The 20,029-nt window shown below is 67.7% G+C and carries 19 protein-coding genes; 2 read left to right on the forward strand and 17 right to left on the reverse strand.

The genetic code is table 11. The annotated features are described in order from the left end of the window. Positions 1 to 291: 291 nt before the first annotated feature. The 5 genes from G3545_RS11210 to G3545_RS11230 all read right to left on the reverse strand — a co-directional run bounded on the left by G3545_RS11210 (position 292) and on the right by G3545_RS11230 (position 5,049). Complete coding sequence (locus G3545_RS11210; protein WP_170012555.1) at positions 292 to 1,155, reverse strand: HlyD family secretion protein; 864 nt, start codon at positions 1,153 to 1,155, stop codon at positions 292 to 294. Beyond that, positions 1,152 to 1,361, reverse strand: a complete 210-nt coding sequence (locus tag G3545_RS11215) for a DUF1656 domain-containing protein (protein WP_170012557.1) — start codon at positions 1,359 to 1,361, stop codon at positions 1,152 to 1,154. Before G3545_RS11215 ends, G3545_RS11210 begins: the two co-directional genes overlap by 4 nt. Before the next feature lie 8 nt (positions 1,362 to 1,369). Further along, positions 1,370 to 3,418: an FUSC family protein gene (locus G3545_RS11220; RefSeq protein ID WP_170012559.1), complete on the reverse strand. Its 2,049-nt coding sequence runs from the start codon at positions 3,416 to 3,418 to the stop codon at positions 1,370 to 1,372. Continuing rightward, positions 3,415 to 3,873 carry a MarR family transcriptional regulator gene (locus G3545_RS11225; RefSeq protein WP_170012561.1) on the reverse strand — a complete coding sequence of 153 codons (459 nt, stop codon included), beginning with the start codon at positions 3,871 to 3,873 and terminating at the stop codon, positions 3,415 to 3,417. Before G3545_RS11225 ends, G3545_RS11220 begins: the two co-directional genes overlap by 4 nt. Positions 3,874 to 4,134: 261 nt before the next feature. Next, positions 4,135 to 5,049: a LysR family transcriptional regulator gene (locus G3545_RS11230; protein WP_170012563.1), complete on the reverse strand. Its 915-nt coding sequence runs from the start codon at positions 5,047 to 5,049 to the stop codon at positions 4,135 to 4,137. Between the two features lie 155 nt (positions 5,050 to 5,204). Between G3545_RS11230 and G3545_RS11235 the strand changes: the two genes are divergently transcribed. Next, complete coding sequence (locus G3545_RS11235; RefSeq protein WP_206151416.1) at positions 5,205 to 6,455, forward strand: MFS transporter; 1,251 nt, start codon at positions 5,205 to 5,207, stop codon at positions 6,453 to 6,455. A 4-nt stretch (positions 6,456 to 6,459) separates the two neighbouring features. Here the strand turns inward: G3545_RS11235 and G3545_RS11240 are convergent, their stop codons facing one another. From G3545_RS11240 to G3545_RS11260, 5 genes are all read right to left on the reverse strand, one after another. Then, positions 6,460 to 7,272, reverse strand: a complete 813-nt coding sequence (locus G3545_RS11240) for an ABC transporter permease (protein WP_170012567.1) — start codon at positions 7,270 to 7,272, stop codon at positions 6,460 to 6,462. A 1-nt stretch (position 7,273) separates the two neighbouring features. Next, positions 7,274 to 8,485, reverse strand: a complete 1,212-nt coding sequence (locus G3545_RS11245; protein WP_170012569.1) for an ABC transporter permease — start codon at positions 8,483 to 8,485, stop codon at positions 7,274 to 7,276. Continuing rightward, on the reverse strand, positions 8,464 to 9,528 hold the full coding sequence (locus tag G3545_RS11250; RefSeq protein WP_170012572.1) for an ABC transporter ATP-binding protein: 1,065 nt from the start codon (positions 9,526 to 9,528) through the stop codon (positions 8,464 to 8,466). The genes G3545_RS11245 and G3545_RS11250 overlap by 22 nt, the downstream gene beginning before the upstream one ends. Positions 9,529 to 9,784: 256 nt before the next feature. After that, positions 9,785 to 10,783, reverse strand: a complete 999-nt coding sequence (locus tag G3545_RS11255) for an ABC transporter substrate-binding protein (protein ID WP_246702881.1) — start codon at positions 10,781 to 10,783, stop codon at positions 9,785 to 9,787. A 195-nt stretch (positions 10,784 to 10,978) separates the two neighbouring features. Beyond that, positions 10,979 to 11,527 (reverse strand): cupin domain-containing protein, encoded by a 549-nt coding sequence (locus G3545_RS11260; RefSeq protein ID WP_170012579.1) that lies wholly within the window; start codon positions 11,525 to 11,527, stop codon positions 10,979 to 10,981. A gap of 117 nt (positions 11,528 to 11,644) precedes the next feature. Here G3545_RS11260 and hisD point away from each other — a divergent pair, with 117 nt between their 5' ends. Beyond that, positions 11,645 to 12,919 carry a histidinol dehydrogenase gene (hisD, locus tag G3545_RS11265; protein WP_170012581.1) on the forward strand — a complete coding sequence of 425 codons (1,275 nt, stop codon included), beginning with the start codon at positions 11,645 to 11,647 and terminating at the stop codon, positions 12,917 to 12,919. Here hisD and G3545_RS11270 read toward each other — a convergent pair. From G3545_RS11270 to G3545_RS11300, 7 genes are all read right to left on the reverse strand, one after another. Beyond that, positions 12,916 to 13,683 carry a phosphodiesterase gene (locus G3545_RS11270; protein ID WP_246702780.1) on the reverse strand — a complete coding sequence of 256 codons (768 nt, stop codon included), beginning with the start codon at positions 13,681 to 13,683 and terminating at the stop codon, positions 12,916 to 12,918. The two genes, hisD and G3545_RS11270, sit on opposite strands and share 4 nt — an antisense overlap. Beyond that, on the reverse strand, positions 13,680 to 14,486 hold the full coding sequence (locus tag G3545_RS11275) for an inositol monophosphatase (RefSeq protein ID WP_170012584.1): 807 nt from the start codon (positions 14,484 to 14,486) through the stop codon (positions 13,680 to 13,682). The genes G3545_RS11270 and G3545_RS11275 overlap by 4 nt, the downstream gene beginning before the upstream one ends. Before the next feature lie 25 nt (positions 14,487 to 14,511). Then, entirely contained in the window at positions 14,512 to 15,543 is a 1,032-nt protein-coding gene (locus G3545_RS11280; RefSeq protein WP_170012586.1) for a LacI family DNA-binding transcriptional regulator, read from the reverse strand. Between the two features lie 4 nt (positions 15,544 to 15,547). Continuing rightward, complete coding sequence (locus G3545_RS11285) at positions 15,548 to 16,384, reverse strand: ABC transporter permease subunit (protein ID WP_170012589.1); 837 nt, start codon at positions 16,382 to 16,384, stop codon at positions 15,548 to 15,550. Then, a complete protein-coding gene (locus G3545_RS11290; protein ID WP_170012591.1) occupies positions 16,381 to 17,202 on the reverse strand; it encodes an ABC transporter permease subunit in 822 nt (273 codons plus the stop codon). Before G3545_RS11290 ends, G3545_RS11285 begins: the two co-directional genes overlap by 4 nt. Positions 17,203 to 17,375: 173 nt before the next feature. Next, entirely contained in the window at positions 17,376 to 18,524 is a 1,149-nt protein-coding gene (locus tag G3545_RS11295; RefSeq protein WP_170012593.1) for an extracellular solute-binding protein, read from the reverse strand. Continuing rightward, positions 18,521 to 19,618 (reverse strand): ABC transporter ATP-binding protein, encoded by a 1,098-nt coding sequence (locus tag G3545_RS11300; protein ID WP_170012596.1) that lies wholly within the window; start codon positions 19,616 to 19,618, stop codon positions 18,521 to 18,523. The genes G3545_RS11295 and G3545_RS11300 overlap by 4 nt, the downstream gene beginning before the upstream one ends. Between the last annotated feature and the right edge of the window lie 411 nt (positions 19,619 to 20,029).

Here is a 20,029-nt window from a genome sequence, read left to right on the forward strand (position 1 = left end):
AGGCGCTGCGCCAGGGGGTCTCCGCCCCCTCGATCCACGCATCACCTCTGGTCGGGAATGCTAGCGACAGCGCCCCGGAGGATTCTGTCGTCCATCGGACAAGTCCAGAGTTTGCTTGTGTCGGGCGCGCGTTGGCGGCCCGCCGGACGATTTATCGACCGATCAAATGATGTATGCGCGGTAGCCGGTTTGCTTCATATTCCGGCCGGCGGGGGCCTTGTGGCTTTACGCCTTCGGGGGCGACTGCGCCGCCCGGCGAGTTCCACTGGCTCTCCGGGCGGCGTTTTGCGGCTAGTTGGCGACGGCAACCGTCGCGGTCAGGCCGGCGACGAGGCGGGCATCGTCCGGCACGGTGTCGAAGGCGATGCGCACCGGGACGCGCTGGGCGAGGCGTACCCAGTTGAAGGTCGGGTTGATGTTGGCCAGCAAGCCATTGCCGACGGTGCGCTCGCGATCCTCGATGCCGGCAGCGATGCTCTCGACATGGCCGGCGAGCACCGCCGACTGCCCCATCAGCTTGATCGACACTGGATTGCCGACCTTGATGCGGGAGAGCTTGGTCTCCTCGAAATAGCCCTCGACCCGCAGCGAGTCGGTATCGACCAGCGCCACCTCGGCCTGCCCGGCATTCACATAGTCGCCGGGGCGCAGGCTGAGATTGGTGATGACGCCATTGACCGAGGCCTTCACCTCGGAGCGCTCGAGATTGAGCCGCGCCAGATCCCGATCCGCCATGGCCTGCCGGTAGGCGGCCTGCGTCTCGGCCTCACCGGCGCGCATCTGCTCGATCTTCTGCTGCGAGGCGACGTCCTTCAATTGCTCATAGCGGGTGCGATCGCGGGTCGCCTGGTCGAGCGTCGCCTTGCGGCCGGCGAGCGCGGCCTCCGCCTGCTCCAGCGCGATGGCGAAGCGGGCGCGGTCGATGCGGAACAGCACGTCGCCCTTCTTCACCGGCACATTGTCCTGCACCAGCACCTCGCTGACGAAGCCGGACACATCCGGGGCGACACCGACGATGTCGGCCCGCACCTTGGCGTCGCGGGTCCAGGGGTCGTCCATATAGTGCCCCCACAATTCGCGCCCGGCGGCGAGCGCCGCAACCAGGATGGCGAGGGTGACGGTGAGGCGGACGAGACTTCGGAACGGGGTCTTCATGACAGCAACCACTGGGAAAGCGAGGACATTGCCCCGAGCAGAACGATGTAGAGCGCGACGTCGAACAGGCCGCGATGCCAGACGAAGGCGTAGGCCCCGGTCCAGGCCAGGGCCCGCCGCACCACGAGGCTGATGAGCAGCGTCGCCAGCATCAAAGCCAGCAGGCCGGGCACGTAGACGCCGTAAATGTCGATTTCGCCGGTCATGGTCGTACCTATTCCGCCGCCATCAGCAGGGGCGCGACTTCACGCGGCGCATGGTCCCCGGAGGGGCCGGGCGCGTTGGGGAAGAACACCCGGCGCAGGCCGACCAGCGCGTCGCGCGCCGGACGGCCGCGCGCACCGATCGCGGCGAGCGCCTCGTCGATGCGCGCGCAGAGCGCGGCCGAGGGCTCGACCAACCGGCGGCTCGTGACGCGCTCGCGGTAGAGCTCGGACACGCCGGCGAGCACGCCGTCGACCGCCTGCGCGGCCTCGGCGCCGAGCCGGTCGCGCTCCTTCTGCAATTCGATGATATTGAAGCCGATGCGGACCTCGGCAAACCCATCGATCTTCGCCAGTTCGCGATCCTCGATCGCGGCGAGGCGCGGCACCAATTGGCCGAGCCGGTCGAGCATGCGGCCGGCGAGCTTGTCCTGGTCCTTGCGGCGCGAACCGGCCGCGGTCTCGGCGAGGTCGCTCCAGCCGGCCGAGACCAGCCGACGGGCCGCAAGCTCGGCGCCGAACGGGCGGGTCATCAGCGTCCACACCAGCGCGAAGCCGACGCCGGCGGAGGCGGCGATGCCCTCATTGACGAAGGTGGTGAAGTCGGCGCCGTAGCGGTTCTGCATGGCGACGAACGAGGCCGTGTTCACCGCCAGCAGCATCGCCAGCATGTTGAACTGCGGCTTCGGAATGATGAGCCCGAGCAGCAGGAAGGGCGGCGCGAACACCACCACCAGCATCTCGTAGTCATGGACCAGCGGCAGGATGCCGAACAGATAGATGCCGGAGATCACCAGGCTGACCGTGCACCAGATGAACATGGAGCGGATCAGCGGCGCCGGCCGGTCGAGCGCGGCGAAGAAGGAGCAGGCGACTGCCGTCATCATCACGAAGCTGGCGCCATTGGCCCAGCCGATCTGGATCCAGATCAGGCTTGCGGCCAGCGTCCCCACCACTACTGTGCCGGCGGAGAACAGCAGCAGGCCGTGATCGTAGTGGCGCGAGCGGGCGACGACGCGGCGATGGCGGAACGCCGGCCGCCAGCGGCCCGAGGACTCGCCTTTGGCGATTTCGTCGCGCAGCGTGAGGCAGTCCTGCCAGAGATCGACGATCTCCTTCAGCCGTGCCAGCGCGCTCGACAAGATCATGTCGTCCCACGCGGCACGGTCCTTCGGCTCCAGCACGGCGATGCAGGCGAGCAGCCGGTCGGGCGTGGCGCGTTCAACATCGCCGCCGTGTTTCAGGAAGGCGGCGGCTTCCAGCAGGAGCGGCGCGAGACCATCCGGCAGCCGGCCTTCCGCATCCTTCAGCGCGTGCAGCCGATCGGCAAGCGAAGAGAATAGCGGCAGCAGCATCAGGAGCCGGCCGCGCAATTCGCGGGCGTGGCGCACGACATCGCGGGCGGCGGCGTCATAGGCCAGCTGGCTGATGACGAGGTCGAGCCCGGCAATGTCGGCGGCGAGCTTCTGCCGGCGCAGCGGTGTCGCCGGAATGGCGCCCTCCCCGCGCAGTATCTCGTCGGCCCATGAGGCGGCATCGTCCAGCCAGGTGGCAAGGCGCGCGGAGAGTGCGGTGCCGACGCTGCTGGGAAACACCACGGCGCCGACAATGCTGGCGCAGGCGATGCCGATGATGATCTCCTCGCTGCGCGCCACCGCGGTGTCGAAGATCAGTTCCGGCGTGCCGACGACGGGCAACGCGATCAGCGGCAGGCTGTAGCCGGCCAGCATGAAGACATAGCTGCGCGGCGTGCGGTCAAGCATGGAGATGTAGAGCAGGCAGCCGGTCCACAGCGCGACGACGAGGCTGAGCAGTTCCGGCGCATTGATGAAGAGCGGCACGAAGAACACCGCAGCGCTGGCGCCGATCAGCGTACCGAGCGCGCGGTAGAGCCCCTTTGAACTGGTGGCGCCGGCCAGCGGATTGGCGACGACATAGACCGCCGCCATCGCCCAATAGGGCCGCGGCAGATCGAACGCCAAAGCGATGTAGAGCGCCAGCATGGAAGCGAGGAAGGCCTTGCCGGAGAACAGCCAGTCCCGCCAGGACGGCAAGGTCACGGGACTGCCTCCTCCGGCACCGGCGCGCGGGCCTCGTCGAACGCCTTCAGCACGCGCAGTGCAGCCTTGAGGTCGTCCTTGCTGATGTCGGCCAGCACGCGGTCGCGCACCCCGACCAGCAGGGCCTCGATCCTGGCACTCAGCTTTTCGCCGGCGGCCGTGAGCCAGACGGTCTTGGCGCGGCGATCGGTCGGATCGTCCCGGCGCTCGATCAGGTCGGAGGCGGCAAGCTGGTCGAGCAGGCGCACCAGCGAAGGACCCTCGATGCCGACGTAAGAAGCGAGCGTGACCTGACGCACGCCGCCGCCTAGACGGCCGATCCACAACAGGGGCGCAGCGCTGGCTTCCGAGACGCCGAGCTGTTCGAGCTCCCTCTCGGCGGTGCGCCGCCATTGCCGCCCGGCCTGCAGCAGGCCGGCGGTGAAGGCGATGCGAAGCTGGTCGATATCGTTCATGTGCGAATAGATAGGATGCGAATAATATGCCGTCAATGGTTTTTGGAGAACCTCTCCCCCTGGACCGTCATCCCGGCCGCAGGCGAAGCCGGAGAGCCGGGAACGCGTGACGTCCCGGGCACCGCCTTCTTGCGATCCCGGATCGGCCTGCGGCCGTCCGGAATGACGGTTTGTGGGGAGGGAGAAGGTGTCGCTCTGCGTGAACATCCTTCGAGGCCCGGCTGACGCCGGGCACCTCAGGATGAGGTCGTTCGGCGCGCATCACGCGTGCCGGTCGGCGATCTCCAGGAATGCGCGCACCACCGCCGAGGCGTCATCGGTGCGGTGCGCCAGCCAGGTCGACAGATGCGGCGCCGGCTCGGCGAGGCGGCGCGTCACCACATTGGCGAGATTGATGTTGCGGAATGATGAGGCCATCAGCGTCACCCCAAGATCGGCGGCGACGAGGCCGATGATGGTCGCCGCCTCGCGGGCTTCCTGCCGCATCCTCGGCCGAAAGCCGGCGTCGCGGCACAGCTCGATGAACTGGTCATAGGTGCTGGCGCCGGCCTCCCGCGAGAAATGCACGAAGAAGTCTTCGGCAAGATCGGCGAGCACGACGCGCTGGCTCGCCCGGGTGCGCGCCAGGCGATGGCTGCGATGCAGGAACACCAGCAATTCCTCGCTCTGCAGCTCGACGGCAGTGACCTGCTGGGTGACCTGCGCATCGGCCTGCGTCGGGTCGGTCGGCGCGCGCAGGAAGGCGACGTCGAGCGCGCCGTCGCGCAGCGCCTGCATCTGCTGGTGGCTGAGCATCTCCTGCAAGGTGAGATGGACGTCCGGCCAGCGCTCGCGAAAGCCGCGAATGATCGCCGGCATCACATTGGCGAGCGGGGCGGAGGCGGTGAAGCCGAGGCGCAGTTCGCCAATCTCGCCGCGCGTCGCCCGCCGTCCGATCTCGGTGGCCTGTTCGGTGCGGGCGAGTGCCGCGCGCGCCTCGGGAAGAAACACCCGCCCCGCCTCGGTGAGCTCGACCCGGCGGCTGGTGCGGGCGAACAGCGGCCCGCCGAGTTCCTCCTCCAACTGCTGGATCTGCTGGCTGAGCGGCGGCTGCGAGATGGCGAGACGCTGCGCCGCCCGGCCGAAATGCAGTTCCTCGGCGAGCGTGACGAAATAACGGAGATGGCGCAGTTCCATTCGTTCAACCTATCGATCGAGCCGAAAGCGATATTGGACAATATCAATCGGGAACGCCATCTCTGCCATGAAGCCGTTGCCCCGGCTCACGGAACGCCGATATCATGACCGCTCGCGTCTCTCCCCAATCCCTCCCCGCTGCCGAATCCCTCTCGATGCTTGCAGTCCCCGGTGACCTGCCGCTGCCCGAGGCGGACATTGACCTGCGCGTACGGCGCGGCACGCCCGGCTTCCATCTGACCAACCTCGCGCTGTTCTCGGCGGGCTTCTCCACCTTCGCGCTGATCTATTGCGTGCAGCCGCTGATGCCGGTGTTCTCCCAGGAGTTCGGCATCACCCCGGCGCAGAGCAGCCTCGCGCTGTCCGCCACCACCGGGCTGCTGGCTTTCGCCATGCTGATCGCCAGCTCGCTCTCCGAGATCGTCGGCCGCAAGCCGGTGATGATCGTCTCGCTGCTGGCCTCTTCGCTCTTGATGATGGCCTGCACTTTTGTGGAGAGCTGGCACCAGCTGGTGATCCTGCGCGCGCTCGCCGGCATCACCTTCAGCGGCCTGCCGGCGGTGGCCATGGCCTATGTCGGCGAGGAGATCCATCCCGAATCCGTCGGCCTCGCCATGGGCCTCTACATCGGCGGCAGCGGGCTCGGCGGCCTCGGCGGGCGCACCATTGTCGGCATCATCACCGACTTCGTGTCGTGGCGAACCGGGCTGTTCGCGGTCGGGCTGGTCGGCGTCGCCTGCGCGCTGATCCTGTGGCAGACGCTGCCGGCCTCGCGGCACTTCAAGCGCGCGGCGCCCTCCTTCAGGGCGCTGGCCGGATCGTTCGCCGGGCATCTGCGCGACGGGCGCCAGCGCGCCTTGCTGCTGCAGGGCTTCCTGCTGCTCGGCAGCTTCGTCTGCGTCTACAACTACACCGGCTACCGGCTGATGAAGGCACCGTTCTCGCTCAGCCAGGGCACGGTGAGCCTGATCTTCGGGGTCTATATCGTCGGCATCTTCTCCTCGGCCTATATAGGCGACCTCGGCAGCCGGCTCGGGCGCGGCCCGGTGCTGTGCGGCTCGATGGCGCTGATGCTCGGCGGCATATTGCTGACGCTGGTGCCGACGCTTCCCGTGATCATCGCCGGCATGGCGATCCTGACCTTCGGCTTCTTCGGCGCGCATTCGGTCGCCAGTAGCTGGGTCGGCGCCAATGCTCGCCACGCCAAGGCGCAGGCCTCCTCGCTCTATCTGTTCGCCTATTATCTGGGGTCCAGCACCATCGGCACGCTCGGCGGCGTGTTCTGGCTGCATGGCGAATGGCCGGGCGTGGTGGCGCTGCTCGCCAGCCTGCTGCTGATCGGCCTCATGGTCGCGGCCTGGCTCGCCTGGCAGGGACGCGCCGGGCAGCCGGCCCGCGGCGTCTGACCGTCTATTCGGTCTGCGCGGCGACGAGGCGGTTCTGGCGCTGGCGCAGCAGGCCCGCCAGTGCCGCAAGGCACAGCGTGCCGATGATCAGCAGGAAGGCGGCGGCGGCGACCGCCGGGCTGATATTCTCGCGGATGCTGGCGAACATCTGCCGCGCCAGCGTGCGCTGGTTGGGGCCGGCGACGAACAGCGTGATCACCACCTCGTCGAGCGAGGTGGCGAAGGCGAACACCGCGCCCGAGATCACGCCGGGCATGGCAAGCGGCAAGGTGATGCGGCGGAACACCGTGGCGGGATTGGCGCCGAGGCTCGACGCCGCCCGCTCCACCGAACCATCGATGCCGCCGAGCGAGGCGGTCACGCTCACCACCACGAACGGCACGCACAGCACGGCATGGGCGACGATGACGCCGAGATAGGAACTCGCCAGCCCAAGCCGCGTATAGAGGATCTGCATGCCGACTCCGAGCACCACGGCCGGCACCACCATCGGCAGCAGGAACATCACCCGCAGCAGGTCGGAGAACGGCAGCCGCGAACTGCGCAAGCCCAGCGAGGCGAGCGTGCCGATCACCGTCGACAGCACGGTGGCGCCGGAGCCGATGATGAGGCTGTTCACGATGGAGCGCCGCCAGGTCTCGCTGGTCTGCAATTCCACGAACCAGCGCGAGGAGAAGCTCTCGATCGGGTAGTTGAGGAACACGCTGGAATTGAAGGCGAGCGGCAGGATGGCGATGATCGGCGCCACCAGGAAGAACACCACGAGCGCGCCGAATATGATCTGCGCCGCGCGAAGGCCGGGAGAGCGGGCCGCCATTTCAGGTCCCCACCATTTGCGGCGAGCGGGACAGCCGGCCATAGACCAGATACAGCGCGGTCGTGGTCACCAAAAGGATCAGCCCGAGCGCGCCGGCCATGCCCCAATTGGCGGTGCCGGTGGCGAAGAAGGCAATGACCGAGGAGATCATCTGGTCCTCCGCCCCGCCGACCAGAGCCGGGGTGATGTAGTAGCCGAGCGCCACCATGAAGACGAGCAGCGAGCCCGAGAGCAGCCCCGGCAGCACCAGTGGCAGCAGCACATGGCGGAAGGCGCGCAGCCGCGAGGCGCCGAGCGACGAGGCGGCCGGCATCAAATTGCGCGGAATGCCGAGCAGCACGCTATAGATCGGCAGCACCATGAACGGCAGCAGCACATGGGTCATGGCGATGACGACGCCGGTGCGGTTGAAGATGAGTTGCAAAGGCTGGCTGACGACGCCGATGGCGATGAGGAAGTCGTTTATCAGCCCCTCATTCTGCAGCAGGATCACCCAGGCTGCGGTGCGCACGAGCAGCGAGGTCCAGAGCGGCAGCAGCACGGCGAGCAGCAGCAGGTTGCGCACCCAGCCGGAGGCGGCAGCGGCGATCATCGCGTAGGGCAAGCCGATCAGCGCGCACAGCAGCGTCACCAGCCCGGCAATGGCAAAGGTGCGCACCATGATGGCGCGGTTCGCCGACGCGTCCGCGACGATGCTGCCATCGGTGTCGCGCTTGAGATCGACGGCGGCGAGCAAATTGCGGTCGGTATAACGCGGCATGGCGCGCTGCATCGCCTGCCAGAAACCGGGCTCGCCCCAGCGCTTGTCGATGGCGACGAGGTCCACGGGCTGACCGGGCGGCGCGTCGCGCACCGCGCTCGCGGTGCGGCTGAGCAGCGTGCGGAAGCCGGCGGCTTCGCTGTTCAGCCGGCGCACCGCATCGCCGAACGCCATCTGCTCGCTCGGCCGCCGCAGGTCTGCGACCAGCGCGTCCTGCACCGCCTTGGACGGCTGGCCGGCGCCGTCCCATCCGGCGATGGCTTCCGCTGTGTCCGGCAGCACGGCGCGCACCGTGCCGTCGGTGACGGAGACCACGGTCATCATCACCAGCGGCCAGACGAAAAACACGGCGAGGAAGGCGAACAGCGGCGCCACCAGCAGCAGCGCCCTGACGCGCGAGCGTGCCCCGCCCCGGCTGCTGGCGCGCTGGCTCATGGCGCGATCAGCGTGCATTCGGACGGCTCGAAGCAGGCGAACGCCGCGCTCCCCACCGGCCCGACCGGAACCCGCCGCTCGACCTTGGCGACCAGAACAACGCCATCGGCGCTCAGATGCGAGCGCAGATGGTCGCCCTGATAGACATTGTCGGCGATGGTGACGGGAATGACGTTCGCCGCGCCGGCTTCGGTGCGCAGATGCATGCGCTCCGGCCGCACCGAGGCGAGGATGGGCGCACCGACCGCGACCGGCGCGGTCACCGCCGCCCGCACATTCAGGCCGCCCTTCAGCGTGACCTCGGCGACATCGCCCTCGACCTTCTGCACCACGCCCTCGAACAGATTGGTCTCGCCGATGAACTCGGCGACGAACCGGGTGCGCGGCCGGTCATAGATGCCCTCCGGCGTGTCGAGCTGCTCGATCTTGCCGGCATTGAACACGGCGATGCGGTCCGACATGGTCAGTGCCTCGGACTGGTCGTGGGTGACGAAGATCACCGTCAGGCCGAGTTTCCTGTGCAGGTCGCGCAATTCGAGCTGCATGTGCTCGCGCAATTGCTTGTCGAGCGCGCCGAGCGGCTCGTCCATCAAGACGACGCTCGGCTCGAACACCAGGGCACGGGTCAGCGCCACGCGCTGCTGCTGGCCGCCGGAGAGCTGGGACGGCCGGCGGTCCTTCAGATGACCAAGCCGCACCATGTCGAGCGCGCGGGCGACGCGCTCCTTGGCCTCGGCCCGGCCGACGCCGCGCATGGTGAGCGGAAAGGCGACGTTCTCCGCGACCGTCATGTGCGGGAACAATGCGTAGCTCTGGAACACCACGCCCATGTTGCGCCGGTGCGAGGGCAGGCTTTCGATGCGCACGCCGTCGAGCCAGATCGACCCTTCGGTCGGATCCTCGAAGCCGGCGAGCATCATCAGCATGGTGGTCTTGCCGGAGCCGGACGGCCCGAGCAGGCTGAGGAACTCGCCCTTCTCGACGCGCAGGTCGAGATTGTCGACGACGCGCAGCGTGCCGAAGGATTTCGTCACCTGGTCGAAATGGATGAAGGGCGCCAACCGCGGACTCCGGACTCATGGGCTCACGCAGCCTAGCCGGCTGAAGCGGCTGGTCAAAGCGGTGCGTGATGGGGGCGCTCTGAGCATCCTTCGAGGCCGGCCGTCGGCCGGCGCCTCAGGATGACGTGGCGTTCAAAGAACCACGTCATCCTGAGGTGCTCGCGCAGCGAGCCTCGAAGGATGCCCGCACCGATGGCGGCAAAAGGAAACGGCGCGGCACATCAGGGCACCGCGCCGTTCAACTCGTCCGCGAAGCCTACTTCGCCAGCCAGGCGTTGAAGCGCTTGGTCATTTCCTCGATGTTGTCGACCCAGAACGCGCCGTCGAGCGCTATGGCGCCCTTCAGGTTGGCCTCGGCGGTCGGCAGGTCCTTGGCGAGGTTCGGCGGCACCATGGCGGCGGCTGCCTTGTTCGGCAGGCCGTAGGCGATGTAGTCGGGCAGCTTGGACTGGTTGGCCGGCTCGCTGGCGAAGGCGATGAAGTCCATCGCCGCGTCCTTGTTCGGGCTGTCCTTCAGGATCACCCAGCTGTCGATGGCGTAGATGCTGCCGGGCCAGACGCCCTGGAAGTTCTTGCCTTCCGCTTTATTGATGCCGGCGAGGCGGCCATTATAGGCGGTGCTCATCACCACTTCGCCGGACGCGAGCAGCTGGAGCGGCTGGGCGCCGGCCTCCCACCACACGATGTTCGGCTTCAGCTGGTCGAGCTTCTTGAAGGCGCGATCGACGCCCTCCGGCGTGCCCAGCACCTTATAGACGTCCTCCGGCTTCACGCCGTCGGCCATCAGCGCGAATTCGAGCGTGTATTTCGGCCCGCGGCGGAAGCCGCGCTTGCCGGGGAACTTGGCGACGTCCCAGAAGTCCGCCCAGGAGGTCGGCGGGGTCTTCAGGCGGTTGGCGTCATAGCTGAGCATGGTTGACCAGACGATGGCGCCGACGCCGCAATCGCTGACCGCCGCCGGCAGGAACTTGTCCTTGCCGCCGAGCTTCTGCCAGTCGATCTTCTCATAGAAGCCGTCGGCACAGCCGAGTTCCAGTTCCTCGGTCTCGACCTGCACGGCGTCCCAGTTCGGGACACCGGCCTTCACCTTGGCGGCGATGACGCCGATGCCGCCGTCCCAGCTCTCGTCGAGCAGCGGCTTGCCGGTCTTCTTGGCGAAGGGTTCGAAATAGATCTTCTTCTGGGCGTCCTGGTAGTTTCCGCCCCAGGAGACGACGGTGAGATCGCGGGCCGAGGCCACGCTTCCCGCCGCCATCAGTCCAAGGACAAGGCCGGCGCCGCCGATCCGCAGGAAAGCAGACTTCACCATGGTGGAAGTTCCCCTGTTTGTTGCCTTTATCCGGGCAGCAAAGCACGCTCCCGATAGCGGTGACAGAATGCGAAGGGCGTATGCGCAGCGTCCGGTGAATATCCTGGACGCCATTGCTTCAAGTCGAGCCGCCCGTCTTCCTCAGTAAGTCGGAGGATTGATCGCGCTGACGATCTCGCTCGGGCCGTCGGCAACGTTGCGAAAGCGGTGCGGCAGCCGGCTGTCGAAATAATAGGCATCGCCGACACCGAGGACTTTCGACTGGTTCTCCACCGTGACCTCGACCGCGCCACGGATGATCATGCCGGCCTCCTGCGCGGTGTGGGAGAAAGCTTCACCCGTATCGGCACCGACCGCATAGGTCTCGTGCAGCACGAGTATCTGCCGGTTCGGATGATTGATGCCGATGACGCGATAGGAGATGGCGTCGCCACTGCCGACTTCCGGCAATTCGCTCGCCTCATAGAAGGGCGAATAGGACGACATCTGCTGCAACTCGGAGAAGAAGCCGACCAGCGTGGTGCCGAGTGCCTCCAGTATGGCGGCGAGCGTGTCGATGGAAGGGCTGATGCGGTCCCGCTCGATCAGCGAGATCGAGGAATGCGACACCCCCGAGCGCAGTGCCAGCGTGCGTATGCCGAGCCCGCGACGGCGGCGCAGTTCGCGGATTCCGGGGCCGAGATTGGGCATTCGCATCTCCAACGCAGGCGTGACCGCTGGTGAATATAATAGACGCAGCGGTCCCGGCCAATTGCCGCCGTCCCGTGGCGGCCGCACCATCGCGCACCCTCACGAGAGAATTCCCCCATGCCGGACATCGCTCCCGCCCTTCGCGACAGGATCAAGCACCTCAAGGCGCCGCGCCCGGATGACGGCAGCGACACCAGCAAGATCGCGGCGACGGTGAAGGAGGTGCTCGACGCCGTCCGCACCCGGGGCGACGACGCTGTGCGGCACTATTCGCGCGAGTTCGACAAGGCGGAGCTCTCATCCATCGAGGTCACCGACGCCGAGCGCGCCGCAGCGTTGGCGGCGCTCGACCCGCAGACTCGTAGGGATACCGAGTTCGCCATCGAGCGGGTGCGGGCCTTTGCCGAGGCCCAGCTCAAGACCATCCTGCCGCTGGAGATCGAGGCACTGCCGGGCCTGCATCTCGGCCACCGCGTCATCCCGGTCCAGCGTGTCGGCGCCTATGTGCCGGGCGGGCGCTACCCGCTGCTGTCCGCGCCGGTGATGACGCTGGTGCCGGCCAAGGTCGCCGGCTGCGAGGAGGTGATCGCCTGCCTGCCGCCGGGCGCGCACCCGGCAATGATCGCCGGCTGTCATCTCTCCGGCGCCGACCGCATCTTCCGCGTAGGCGGCGCGCAGGCCATCGCCGCCATGGCGTTCGGCACGCAGACTATTCCGGCGGTCGACAAGGTCGTCGGTCCCGGCAATGCCTATGTCAACGAGGCCAAGCGCCAGGTGTTCGGCCCGGTTGGCATCGACCAGCTTGCCGGGCCGAGCGAGATCTTCATCGTTGCCGACGAGACCGGCGATGCCGAGATGATCGCCACCGACCTGCTGGCCCAGGCCGAGCATGATGTGCGCACCCGGGTCGGCCTCATCACCACCAGCCGGGCGCTGGCCGAGGCGACGCTCGCCGAAGTCGAGCGGCAGCTCGAGGGCCTCACCACCGCTCCGGTTGCCGGCGCGGCCTGGGCACAGTTCGGCGAGATCGCGGTGTGCGACGACGAAGAGGCGATGATCGCCTATTCCGACCACATCGCCGCCGAGCATTTGCAGGTGCACACGCGCGATGCGCATGCCACGGCGGCAAGGCTGCGCAATTACGGCTCGCTGTTCATCGGCACGCTGGCGAGCGTGGTCTATTCCGACAAATGCTGCGGCACCAACCACACGCTGCCGACCATGGGCGCGGCGCGCTATACCGGCGGGCTCTGGGTCGGCTCCTTCGTCAGGATCTGCACGCATCAATGGCTCGATGAGCGCGGCGTCGCCGCGGTCGCCCCGCCCGCGGTGCGCCAAAGCGCGAGCGAAGGCCTGGAAGGGCATCGCCGCGCCGCGGCGTTCCGGCTCTAGACGGACGGCTCCAGGAAGCCGACGGAGAGCACCACCACCGAGTCCGGCTCGATGAGGATCACGCCATAGGCTGGCGCCTCCAGGCTGGTGGCGAAGCGCTTCTCGTTGAAGATCGCCTCGGCCTGGTGGCTGGTGCCGAACAGCGTGCTGAAGCCGATGCCATGCCAGACGCCGGAGATCGGCCGGTGCACGTGGCCGGCGAAGATGTGGCGCACCGCGCCGTGCCGGCCGATGACGTCGAGAAATGCGTCGACATCGACCAGCCGCACCGCGTCGAGCGCCGGCAGATGCACCCGGAAGGGCGGGTGGTGCATGAAGATATAGGCGGGCTGAGCGCTCGCCGCGTCCAGTTCGGCCTCCAGCCAGGCGAGCCGCGCCGGGCAGAGCCGGCCCTCGACCCGGCCGGGCTCCAGCGTGTCCAGCAGGATCACCCGGCCCCGCCGCGTATCGAGCGAGCATTGCAGGAAACCGCCCGCGCTCGGCACTTCCGGAAAGGCGGTGAGCAGTGCGTCGCGGTCGTCATGATTGCCGACCATCAGCCGCCAGGGGGCCTTGAGGCCAGCAAGCCGGTCGCGCAGTGCCGCATAGGCGGCCGGGCTGCCATCGTCGGTGAGGTCGCCGGAGAGCACCACGAGATCGGCATCGGCATGGTGGGCGTTGACATGGGCTAGGCAGGCCTCCAGCCGCGCCAGCGGATCGAGGCCGAGCAGGAGTTCGCCTGGTTCGACGAGATGCGGATCGGTGATCTGGATCAGCTTGATCATGATGCGGCAGCCTCGGTCGCCGCGACCAGAGCGAGGAGTTCCTCGCGGGCGCCGGGCGTGGCGGCGATGATCCGGTCGTCGGCGAGGAGATCGCCGTCCGCCGCAAAATCATTGGTCCAGCCGCCGGCCTCGCGGATCAGGCACAGCCCCGCCATGCAGTCCCACGAATTGATATGCGGCTCGTAATAGGCGGCGAGCCGGCCGCAGGCGACATAGGCCAGCATCAGCGCGCCCGAACCGTTGCGGTAGAACATGCCGCCCGCTTCCAGCAGGCGCCGGGCGAAATCCGCGACCATGCGCGGCGGGATGCGGCCATTGGCACCGAGCGCAAGCAGGCCGGTTTGCAGCGTGGCGCTGGCATCGACACGGATCGGCGCGTCATTGAGAAAGGCACCGTGGCCTTTCGCGGCGACGAACACCTCGCCGGAGGTGGGCTGGTGGATGATACCGAACCGGATCTCATCGCCTTGCACCAGCGCGATGGAGATGCACCAGTCCGGCAGGCCGTGCAGGAAGCAGCTGGTGCCGTCGATCGGATCGACCACCCAGACATTGCCGGAAGTGCCCGGCGTCAGGCCGGTCTCCTCGCCGAGGAAGCCGTCATCCGGGAAGGTCTCCATGATTCGCCGATAGATTAACGCCTCCACCTCGCGATCGGCCTCGCTGACGACATCCTGTCCGCCGCGCTTCTCCTCGATGGCAAGCATGGCCAGATTGGCGAAATAGGCCGAGGCGAGCACGGCCGCTTCGGCGGCGACGGTGCGGGCGAGGTCGAGGCGGGGGTCGTCGGGCAGTGTCGACATCAACGGATCGGTCCTTCAGGGTGCTTCAGTCGGGTCGGAAACTTCCCCGCACCACCAGCGGCGCGGGAATCCGGAGATTTTCGGCCGGCCGATCGGGATTGGCCTGCCGGCGGTCGAGCAAGGCGATGGCGGCTTCCGCCATGATCTGCGGATCCTGGCGGAAGGTGGTCAGATCATAAGCCGGCCAGCAGGCTTCGGGCACATCATCGAAGCCGATGATGCCGAGATCGCCCGGCACGTCGAGCTCGGCGGTGCTGCGGGCGAAATCCATGACGCCGAAGGCGGCGGGATCATTGACGCAGAACACCCCCTGCGGCAGGCGGGCACCGGCGAACAGGCGGGCGGCGGCCTTGAAGCCGCCCCCATGCTCGGCCTCCTCCACCACGCTGGTGACCGTCGCGCCCGCAGCTTCGGCGGCCGCATGGAAGGCAGCGCCGCGCTCGATGGTCGAGGGCGTACCCGAACTCGAGCCGACATAGCCGAGCCGCGTGAGACCCCGCGCGGCGAACAGCGCCGCCGCCTGCCGGGCACTCGCGGCATTATCGGGCTGGATGCTGTCGACGCCGGGCGTGGAACGGCCGATCAGCACAAGCGGCTGGCCGTTGCGCCGCGCCAGCTCGACGAAGGAGGCCGGCGGCGAGCCGGAGAGGATGATGGTTGCCTCGGCGCGATGGCCGAACAGCGTGCGCTGGGCGGCGCTCATCTCCGCCTCGTTGCTGCCGGTGTCGATCATCACCGGCACGCTGCCGCGCTGGATCAGCCGGCGCACCAGCGCGGCGGCAAGGTGGGCGCGGAAGCCGACCTCGGGACGGGTGGCGACGATGCCGACGAGCCGGCTCTTGCTGGCGAGCAGGCCGCGGGCGAGGTCGTTCACCTGGTAGCCGAGTTCCTCGGCCGCCTGCATCACCTTGCGCCGGGTTTCCTCGGCGACGCTGGCGCCCGGCGTGAAGGCGCGCGACACCGCCGAGCGCGAGACGCCGGCGCGGTCCGCCACCTCCTGGGCGCTGACGAAACGCGATCTCTCGAGCGGCGGGTGCTTGGTGTCGGAACATGTCATGGCGTCAGCGCCCGACCCTGGCGAGCACGTCCGCTTTCAGGAAGCGCTCGACCAGCAGCATGAAGACGATCGATGGCACCAGCAGCAGCAGCGCGGTGATGGAGGCGATCTGGTAATTGCCGCCCGCCCCGGCGGTATAGAGCAGCAGCGGCAGCATGTTCACGTCCGGCGCGCCGACGAAATAGCTGCCGGTGAACTCGTCGAGCGATTCCAGGAACACGAAGATCGCGCTCGCCATCAGGCCGGGCATGGCGAGCGGCAGCGTCACGTCGCGGAACGCGGCGAGCGCGCTGGCGCCGATGGAGCGCGCCGCTTCCTCCAGCTCGGTGTCGACCGCGGCGAAGGCGGCGGTAGCGATCCAGATCGCATAGACGAGGCCATGGGTGGTGTGGACGATGACCACGCCGGCAATGGTGCCGTTCAGCCCAACCTCATAGAACAGCCGGGCGATGTTCACATAGACGGTGAGGTTCGGGAACGCCTGCGGGATCAGGAAGGCGAGCAAGATGGCGGCGCGCGCCGGCACCCTCAAACGGGCCAGCGCATAGCCGGCGGGGATCGCCAGGCTGAGCGAGGCGACGACGGTGAGCAGCGCGACGAGGATGGAATTGAGCAGCGATTCCATCGCATTGCCGCGCGGCGCGAATACCCGCGCCCAGGAGCTGAAGCCATAGTCCAGCGGCAGCGCATGGGGGAAATACCAGCGCTCGGTCACCGTCCACAGCAGCATGTTGGCGAGCGGGCCGAAGATGAAGAATGCGATCAGCCCGAGTATGGCCGCGCGCGGCAGCCACCACAGGTCCAGCCGACGCGCGGACGAGGTGTCGGCGGCGATGCTCATGCGCGCTCCCGCATGGTCTGGCGCAGATAGATCCAGGCGACGCACGAGGTGATGGCCAGCGAGATGGCGCCGAGCGCGTTGGCGACGCCGTAATCGCCATAGGCATTGATGCGGAAGGCGATGTCGGCGGTCAGCATGGTCGGCGACTGGGCATTGATCATCAGCGGCACCGAGAGCACCGACATCATGGTGACGAACGACAGCACCAGCCCGACGACCAGCGTGGTGGCGACCTGCGGCACCAGGATCTCGATCAGGATGCGCAGCCGCGAGGCGCCGAGATTGCGCGCGGCTTCGATGGTGCCGCGGTCGACCGAGGCCATGGCGCCAGCCACCAGCAGCGCGACGAACGGCGTCTGCTTCCAGACGAAGGCGATGACGATGCCGCGCCAGTCGAGAAAGCTCACCGCCTCCAGCGGGGTGATGAGGCCACTCGCGACCAGCATATTGTTCATCAGCCCGTTCTTGGCGAGGAAGGTGCGCAAGATCTGCCCGACGACGATGAAGGGAATGAACATCGGCCAGCGATAGAGCCAGCGCAGCAGCGCCACCGCGCGCGGGTTCTCGCCGAGCGTCAGATAGCCGCCAATGGCGACCGCGAACACGCCGACGATGAGGCTGGAGAGCGCCACGATCAGCGCGGTGAAGACGATGTCCTTCGTATAGAGCTCGAACGACTTGGTGAAGTTGCCGAGGCCGAAGTGATCGCCCACGACGAAGGCACCGACAACGGAGGCGGCGAGCGGCACCAGGAAGAACAGCACCACCATCGCCAGCGCCGGCAAGGTGAGGAGAAGGCCGAGGGTGCTGGGTTTCATGGTGTTGGGCTTTCGCTGGGAGAAGGCCGTCCAAGTGCCACGTCATCCTGAGGTGCGAGCGAAGCGAGCCTCGAAGGATGCTGAAGCAGAAGACGGCCCTCGGGGGCGGGCATCCTTCGAGGCTCGGGCTGCGCCCGAGCACCTCAGGATGACGTCGCTCTAGAGACGCCCACTCAGTTCGCCACCTGGCGCTCATAGGCCTCCAGGATCGCGTTGTTGTAAGGCGCGATCGGGAACGGCTTGCCCTTGCCGGCAAGGTCGTCCGGCGAGATGTCGGTGAACAGCTTCGCCCACACCTTCGGCGGCAGCTCGGACTGCACCTTGGTGGCGTCGATGCCCGGATACCAGTTGAAGCGCTCGACGATGCCTTCCGCCTGCACCTTCGGGCTGGTGGCAAGCTCGACGAACTTCTCGGCCAGAGCGCGGTTGGCAGCCTTTGCCGGGATGACATAGTGCATCGGCTGGCCGGGCATGCCGGGGGCCGGCAGGATCAGCTTGAAGTCCGGCGGCAATTGGCCGTTGGCCTGCCAGGAATAGAACATGTCGACCCACACCGGGCCGATGGCGATTTCGCCGCGGCTGAGCAGGTCGAGCGTGCCGGCATTGCCGGGGGTCAACGTAGCGCTCTTGGTGAATTCCTTCAGGCTGGCGAGCGCGGCGTCCCACTTCCTGGTCTCGGCCGCGTCGAACGGGCCGTACATCAGCTTGTTGGCATCGCCGCCGCCGAAGGCGTAGATCCAGCCCATCACGAAGCTGACGCCGGAGGCGCCGCCCTTGATGCCGTTATAGCCGAACTTGCCAGGGTTCTGCTTCACCCAGGCGGCGAGTTCGGGATAGGACTTCGGCGGGTTGGGCAGCAGCGCCGGGTTGTAGGCGAGCGCGGTCTGGCTATTGAACATCGGCATCACATAGCCGCGCACGTCGGAACCCAGCGCATTGTCGGCATTGGCGCGGGTGACCAGCGCACCGGTCGAGATGCGGTCGCGATAGGTCTCCAGATAACCGGCGGCGACCATCGGGCCGACGAACTTCTCGTGCGCCACCGCGACGTCGGTATCCCACACTGCTACGCCGGCGCGCTTCTGCGCCTCGAAGCGCTCGAGGATCTTCTGCGAGCCGGCATCGCCAGGGCCGGTGCCGACCACGCGCACCGTATTGCCGGGGTTCTGCTTCTCGAACAGCGGGGCAAGGTACTGGTTGACGTAGTCGACCATGTTCTGGTCGCCGGCGGTCACCACCGTCAGCTCCGCCGCACGGGCTGGGATAGCGGCAAGGCCGGCGAAGGCGCCGGCAAGGAGCGCGGCGCGGGCAAAGGTCTTCATCGGGCAATCTCCATGGGGCGGGGAGCCTGTGGGCGTGCTTCCACCGGCGCGGCAGCGCGGCTGGATGTGGAATCGGGAGGCGCGTTCGGCGCGGGGAAGCGGAACAGCGCGTGTTCCGGCACGCGGACCTTCACCGCCGTGCCGGGGCCGAAGGCGGCGGGCGCGTCGACCAGCACGAGGGTCTCGCCGATGCGTACGCCGTGGCGCCACAGGCCGCCGGGATAGCTCAGCTGCTCGACGGTGCCGGCGAATTCGGCGACGCCGTGCGGCGCCGGCGCGACGGCGACGGCATCGAGCAGTTGCGCAGCCTCCGCTCGGAAACGCGCCTCGACCGCGCCGGCGGCGAGCGCGTGCCCGTTCAGCGGCAGCACGTTCTCCGCGCCCATGAAGGCGGCGACGAAGGACGAGGCGGGATGGTTGTAGACCTCAAGCGGCGTGCCCGCTTGAGCAATGCGGCCCTCATTGAGGATGACGATGCGGTCAGCCATCACCATGGCCTCCTCGCGGTCGTGCGTGACATGGATGGCGGTGATGCCGAGCCGCTGCTGCAAGGCGCGGATCTCGTGGCGCACGGTGAGGCGGATGCGGGCATCGAGGTTCGAGAGCGGCTCGTCGAGCAGCAATATCTCGGGATCGATGGCGAGCGCGCGGCCGAGCGCGACCCGCTGGCGTTGCCCGCCGGACAGCTGCGGCGGCTTGCGTCCGCCCAGACCGGTGAGGCCGAGCAGCGCTTCGATCTCGCCGACGCGAGCATTGATTTCAGCGCGCGAGCGGCCCCTCAGGCGCAGCCCGTAGCCGATATTCTGGGCGACGCTCATATGCGGCCACAGCGCATAGGACTGGAACACCAGCGCCATGCCGCGCCGGTCCGGCGCGAGCCGGGTGACGTCGCGTCCGTCGACACGGACGGCGCCAGCGCTGGGCGATACGAAGCCGGCTATAGTCCGCAGCAGCGTGGTCTTGCCGCAGCCGGAGGCGCCCAGCAGGGCGACGAACTCTCCCTTGGCAATGGCGAGGTCGACCCCGGCCAGCACCTTGGTGCCGCCGTATCCGACGCTCAGTCCATCCACCGCGAGGAATGCGTCCGTCGTCATCCGAGGCCCTTTGCACAGCTGTGCAAACAGCGGCGCACCGGGCCGCTTCGGGGCGGATTCCTAGGACGCGGAGACAACAGGGCGATGACGGCAGGTGGCGTTGCTGGGTGACTGACGCAGGGCGAACCACGTCATCGTGAGGCGCAGGCGCAGCGAGCCTCGAAGGATGCTGAAGCAGAAGATGGCCATCGGGGATGGGCATCCTTCGAGGCCGCTCCGCGGCACCTCAAAGCCTGACTCGAAATAGACGACCTCATCCTGAGGTGCCGCCGCAGGCGGCCTCGAAGGATGCTGAAACAGAGCGCCTGCGACCGCTAACGAGCATCCTTCGAGGCTCGGGCCTTGCCCGAGCACCTCAGGATGAGGTGGTTCTAGTATCGTCGACGAATTTTCGGTCAGCCTCTCAGGATG

It is taken from the genome of Starkeya sp. ORNL1, from assembly GCF_012971745.1.
Classification (GTDB): domain Bacteria; phylum Pseudomonadota; class Alphaproteobacteria; order Rhizobiales; family Xanthobacteraceae; genus Ancylobacter.

Coding starts and splice junctions, on each gene's coding strand:
- G3545_RS11270 (WP_246702780.1), bottom strand. CDS start 13,683: ATGATCAAGCTGATCCAGATCACCGATCCGCATCTCGTCGAACCAGGC.
- G3545_RS11235 (WP_206151416.1), top strand. CDS start 5,205: ATGCTTGCAGTCCCCGGTGACCTGCCGCTGCCCGAGGCGGACATTGAC.
- G3545_RS11290 (WP_170012591.1), bottom strand. CDS start 17,202: ATGAAACCCAGCACCCTCGGCCTTCTCCTCACCTTGCCGGCGCTGGCG.
- G3545_RS11240 (WP_170012567.1), bottom strand. CDS start 7,272: ATGGCGGCCCGCTCTCCCGGCCTTCGCGCGGCGCAGATCATATTCGGC.
- G3545_RS11245 (WP_170012569.1), bottom strand. CDS start 8,485: ATGCACGCTGATCGCGCCATGAGCCAGCGCGCCAGCAGCCGGGGCGGG.
- hisD (WP_170012581.1), top strand. CDS start 11,645: ATGCCGGACATCGCTCCCGCCCTTCGCGACAGGATCAAGCACCTCAAG.
- G3545_RS11215 (WP_170012557.1), bottom strand. CDS start 1,361: ATGACCGGCGAAATCGACATTTACGGCGTCTACGTGCCCGGCCTGCTG.
- G3545_RS11225 (WP_170012561.1), bottom strand. CDS start 3,873: ATGAACGATATCGACCAGCTTCGCATCGCCTTCACCGCCGGCCTGCTG.
- G3545_RS11295 (WP_170012593.1), bottom strand. CDS start 18,524: ATGAAGACCTTTGCCCGCGCCGCGCTCCTTGCCGGCGCCTTCGCCGGC.
- G3545_RS11260 (WP_170012579.1), bottom strand. CDS start 11,527: ATGCCCAATCTCGGCCCCGGAATCCGCGAACTGCGCCGCCGTCGCGGG.
- G3545_RS11280 (WP_170012586.1), bottom strand. CDS start 15,543: ATGACATGTTCCGACACCAAGCACCCGCCGCTCGAGAGATCGCGTTTC.
- G3545_RS11210 (WP_170012555.1), bottom strand. CDS start 1,155: ATGAAGACCCCGTTCCGAAGTCTCGTCCGCCTCACCGTCACCCTCGCC.
- G3545_RS11285 (WP_170012589.1), bottom strand. CDS start 16,384: ATGAGCATCGCCGCCGACACCTCGTCCGCGCGTCGGCTGGACCTGTGG.
- G3545_RS11275 (WP_170012584.1), bottom strand. CDS start 14,486: ATGTCGACACTGCCCGACGACCCCCGCCTCGACCTCGCCCGCACCGTC.
- G3545_RS11255 (WP_246702881.1), bottom strand. CDS start 10,783: ATGGCGGCGGGAAGCGTGGCCTCGGCCCGCGATCTCACCGTCGTCTCC.
- G3545_RS11300 (WP_170012596.1), bottom strand. CDS start 19,618: ATGACGACGGACGCATTCCTCGCGGTGGATGGACTGAGCGTCGGATAC.
- G3545_RS11230 (WP_170012563.1), bottom strand. CDS start 5,049: ATGGAACTGCGCCATCTCCGTTATTTCGTCACGCTCGCCGAGGAACTG.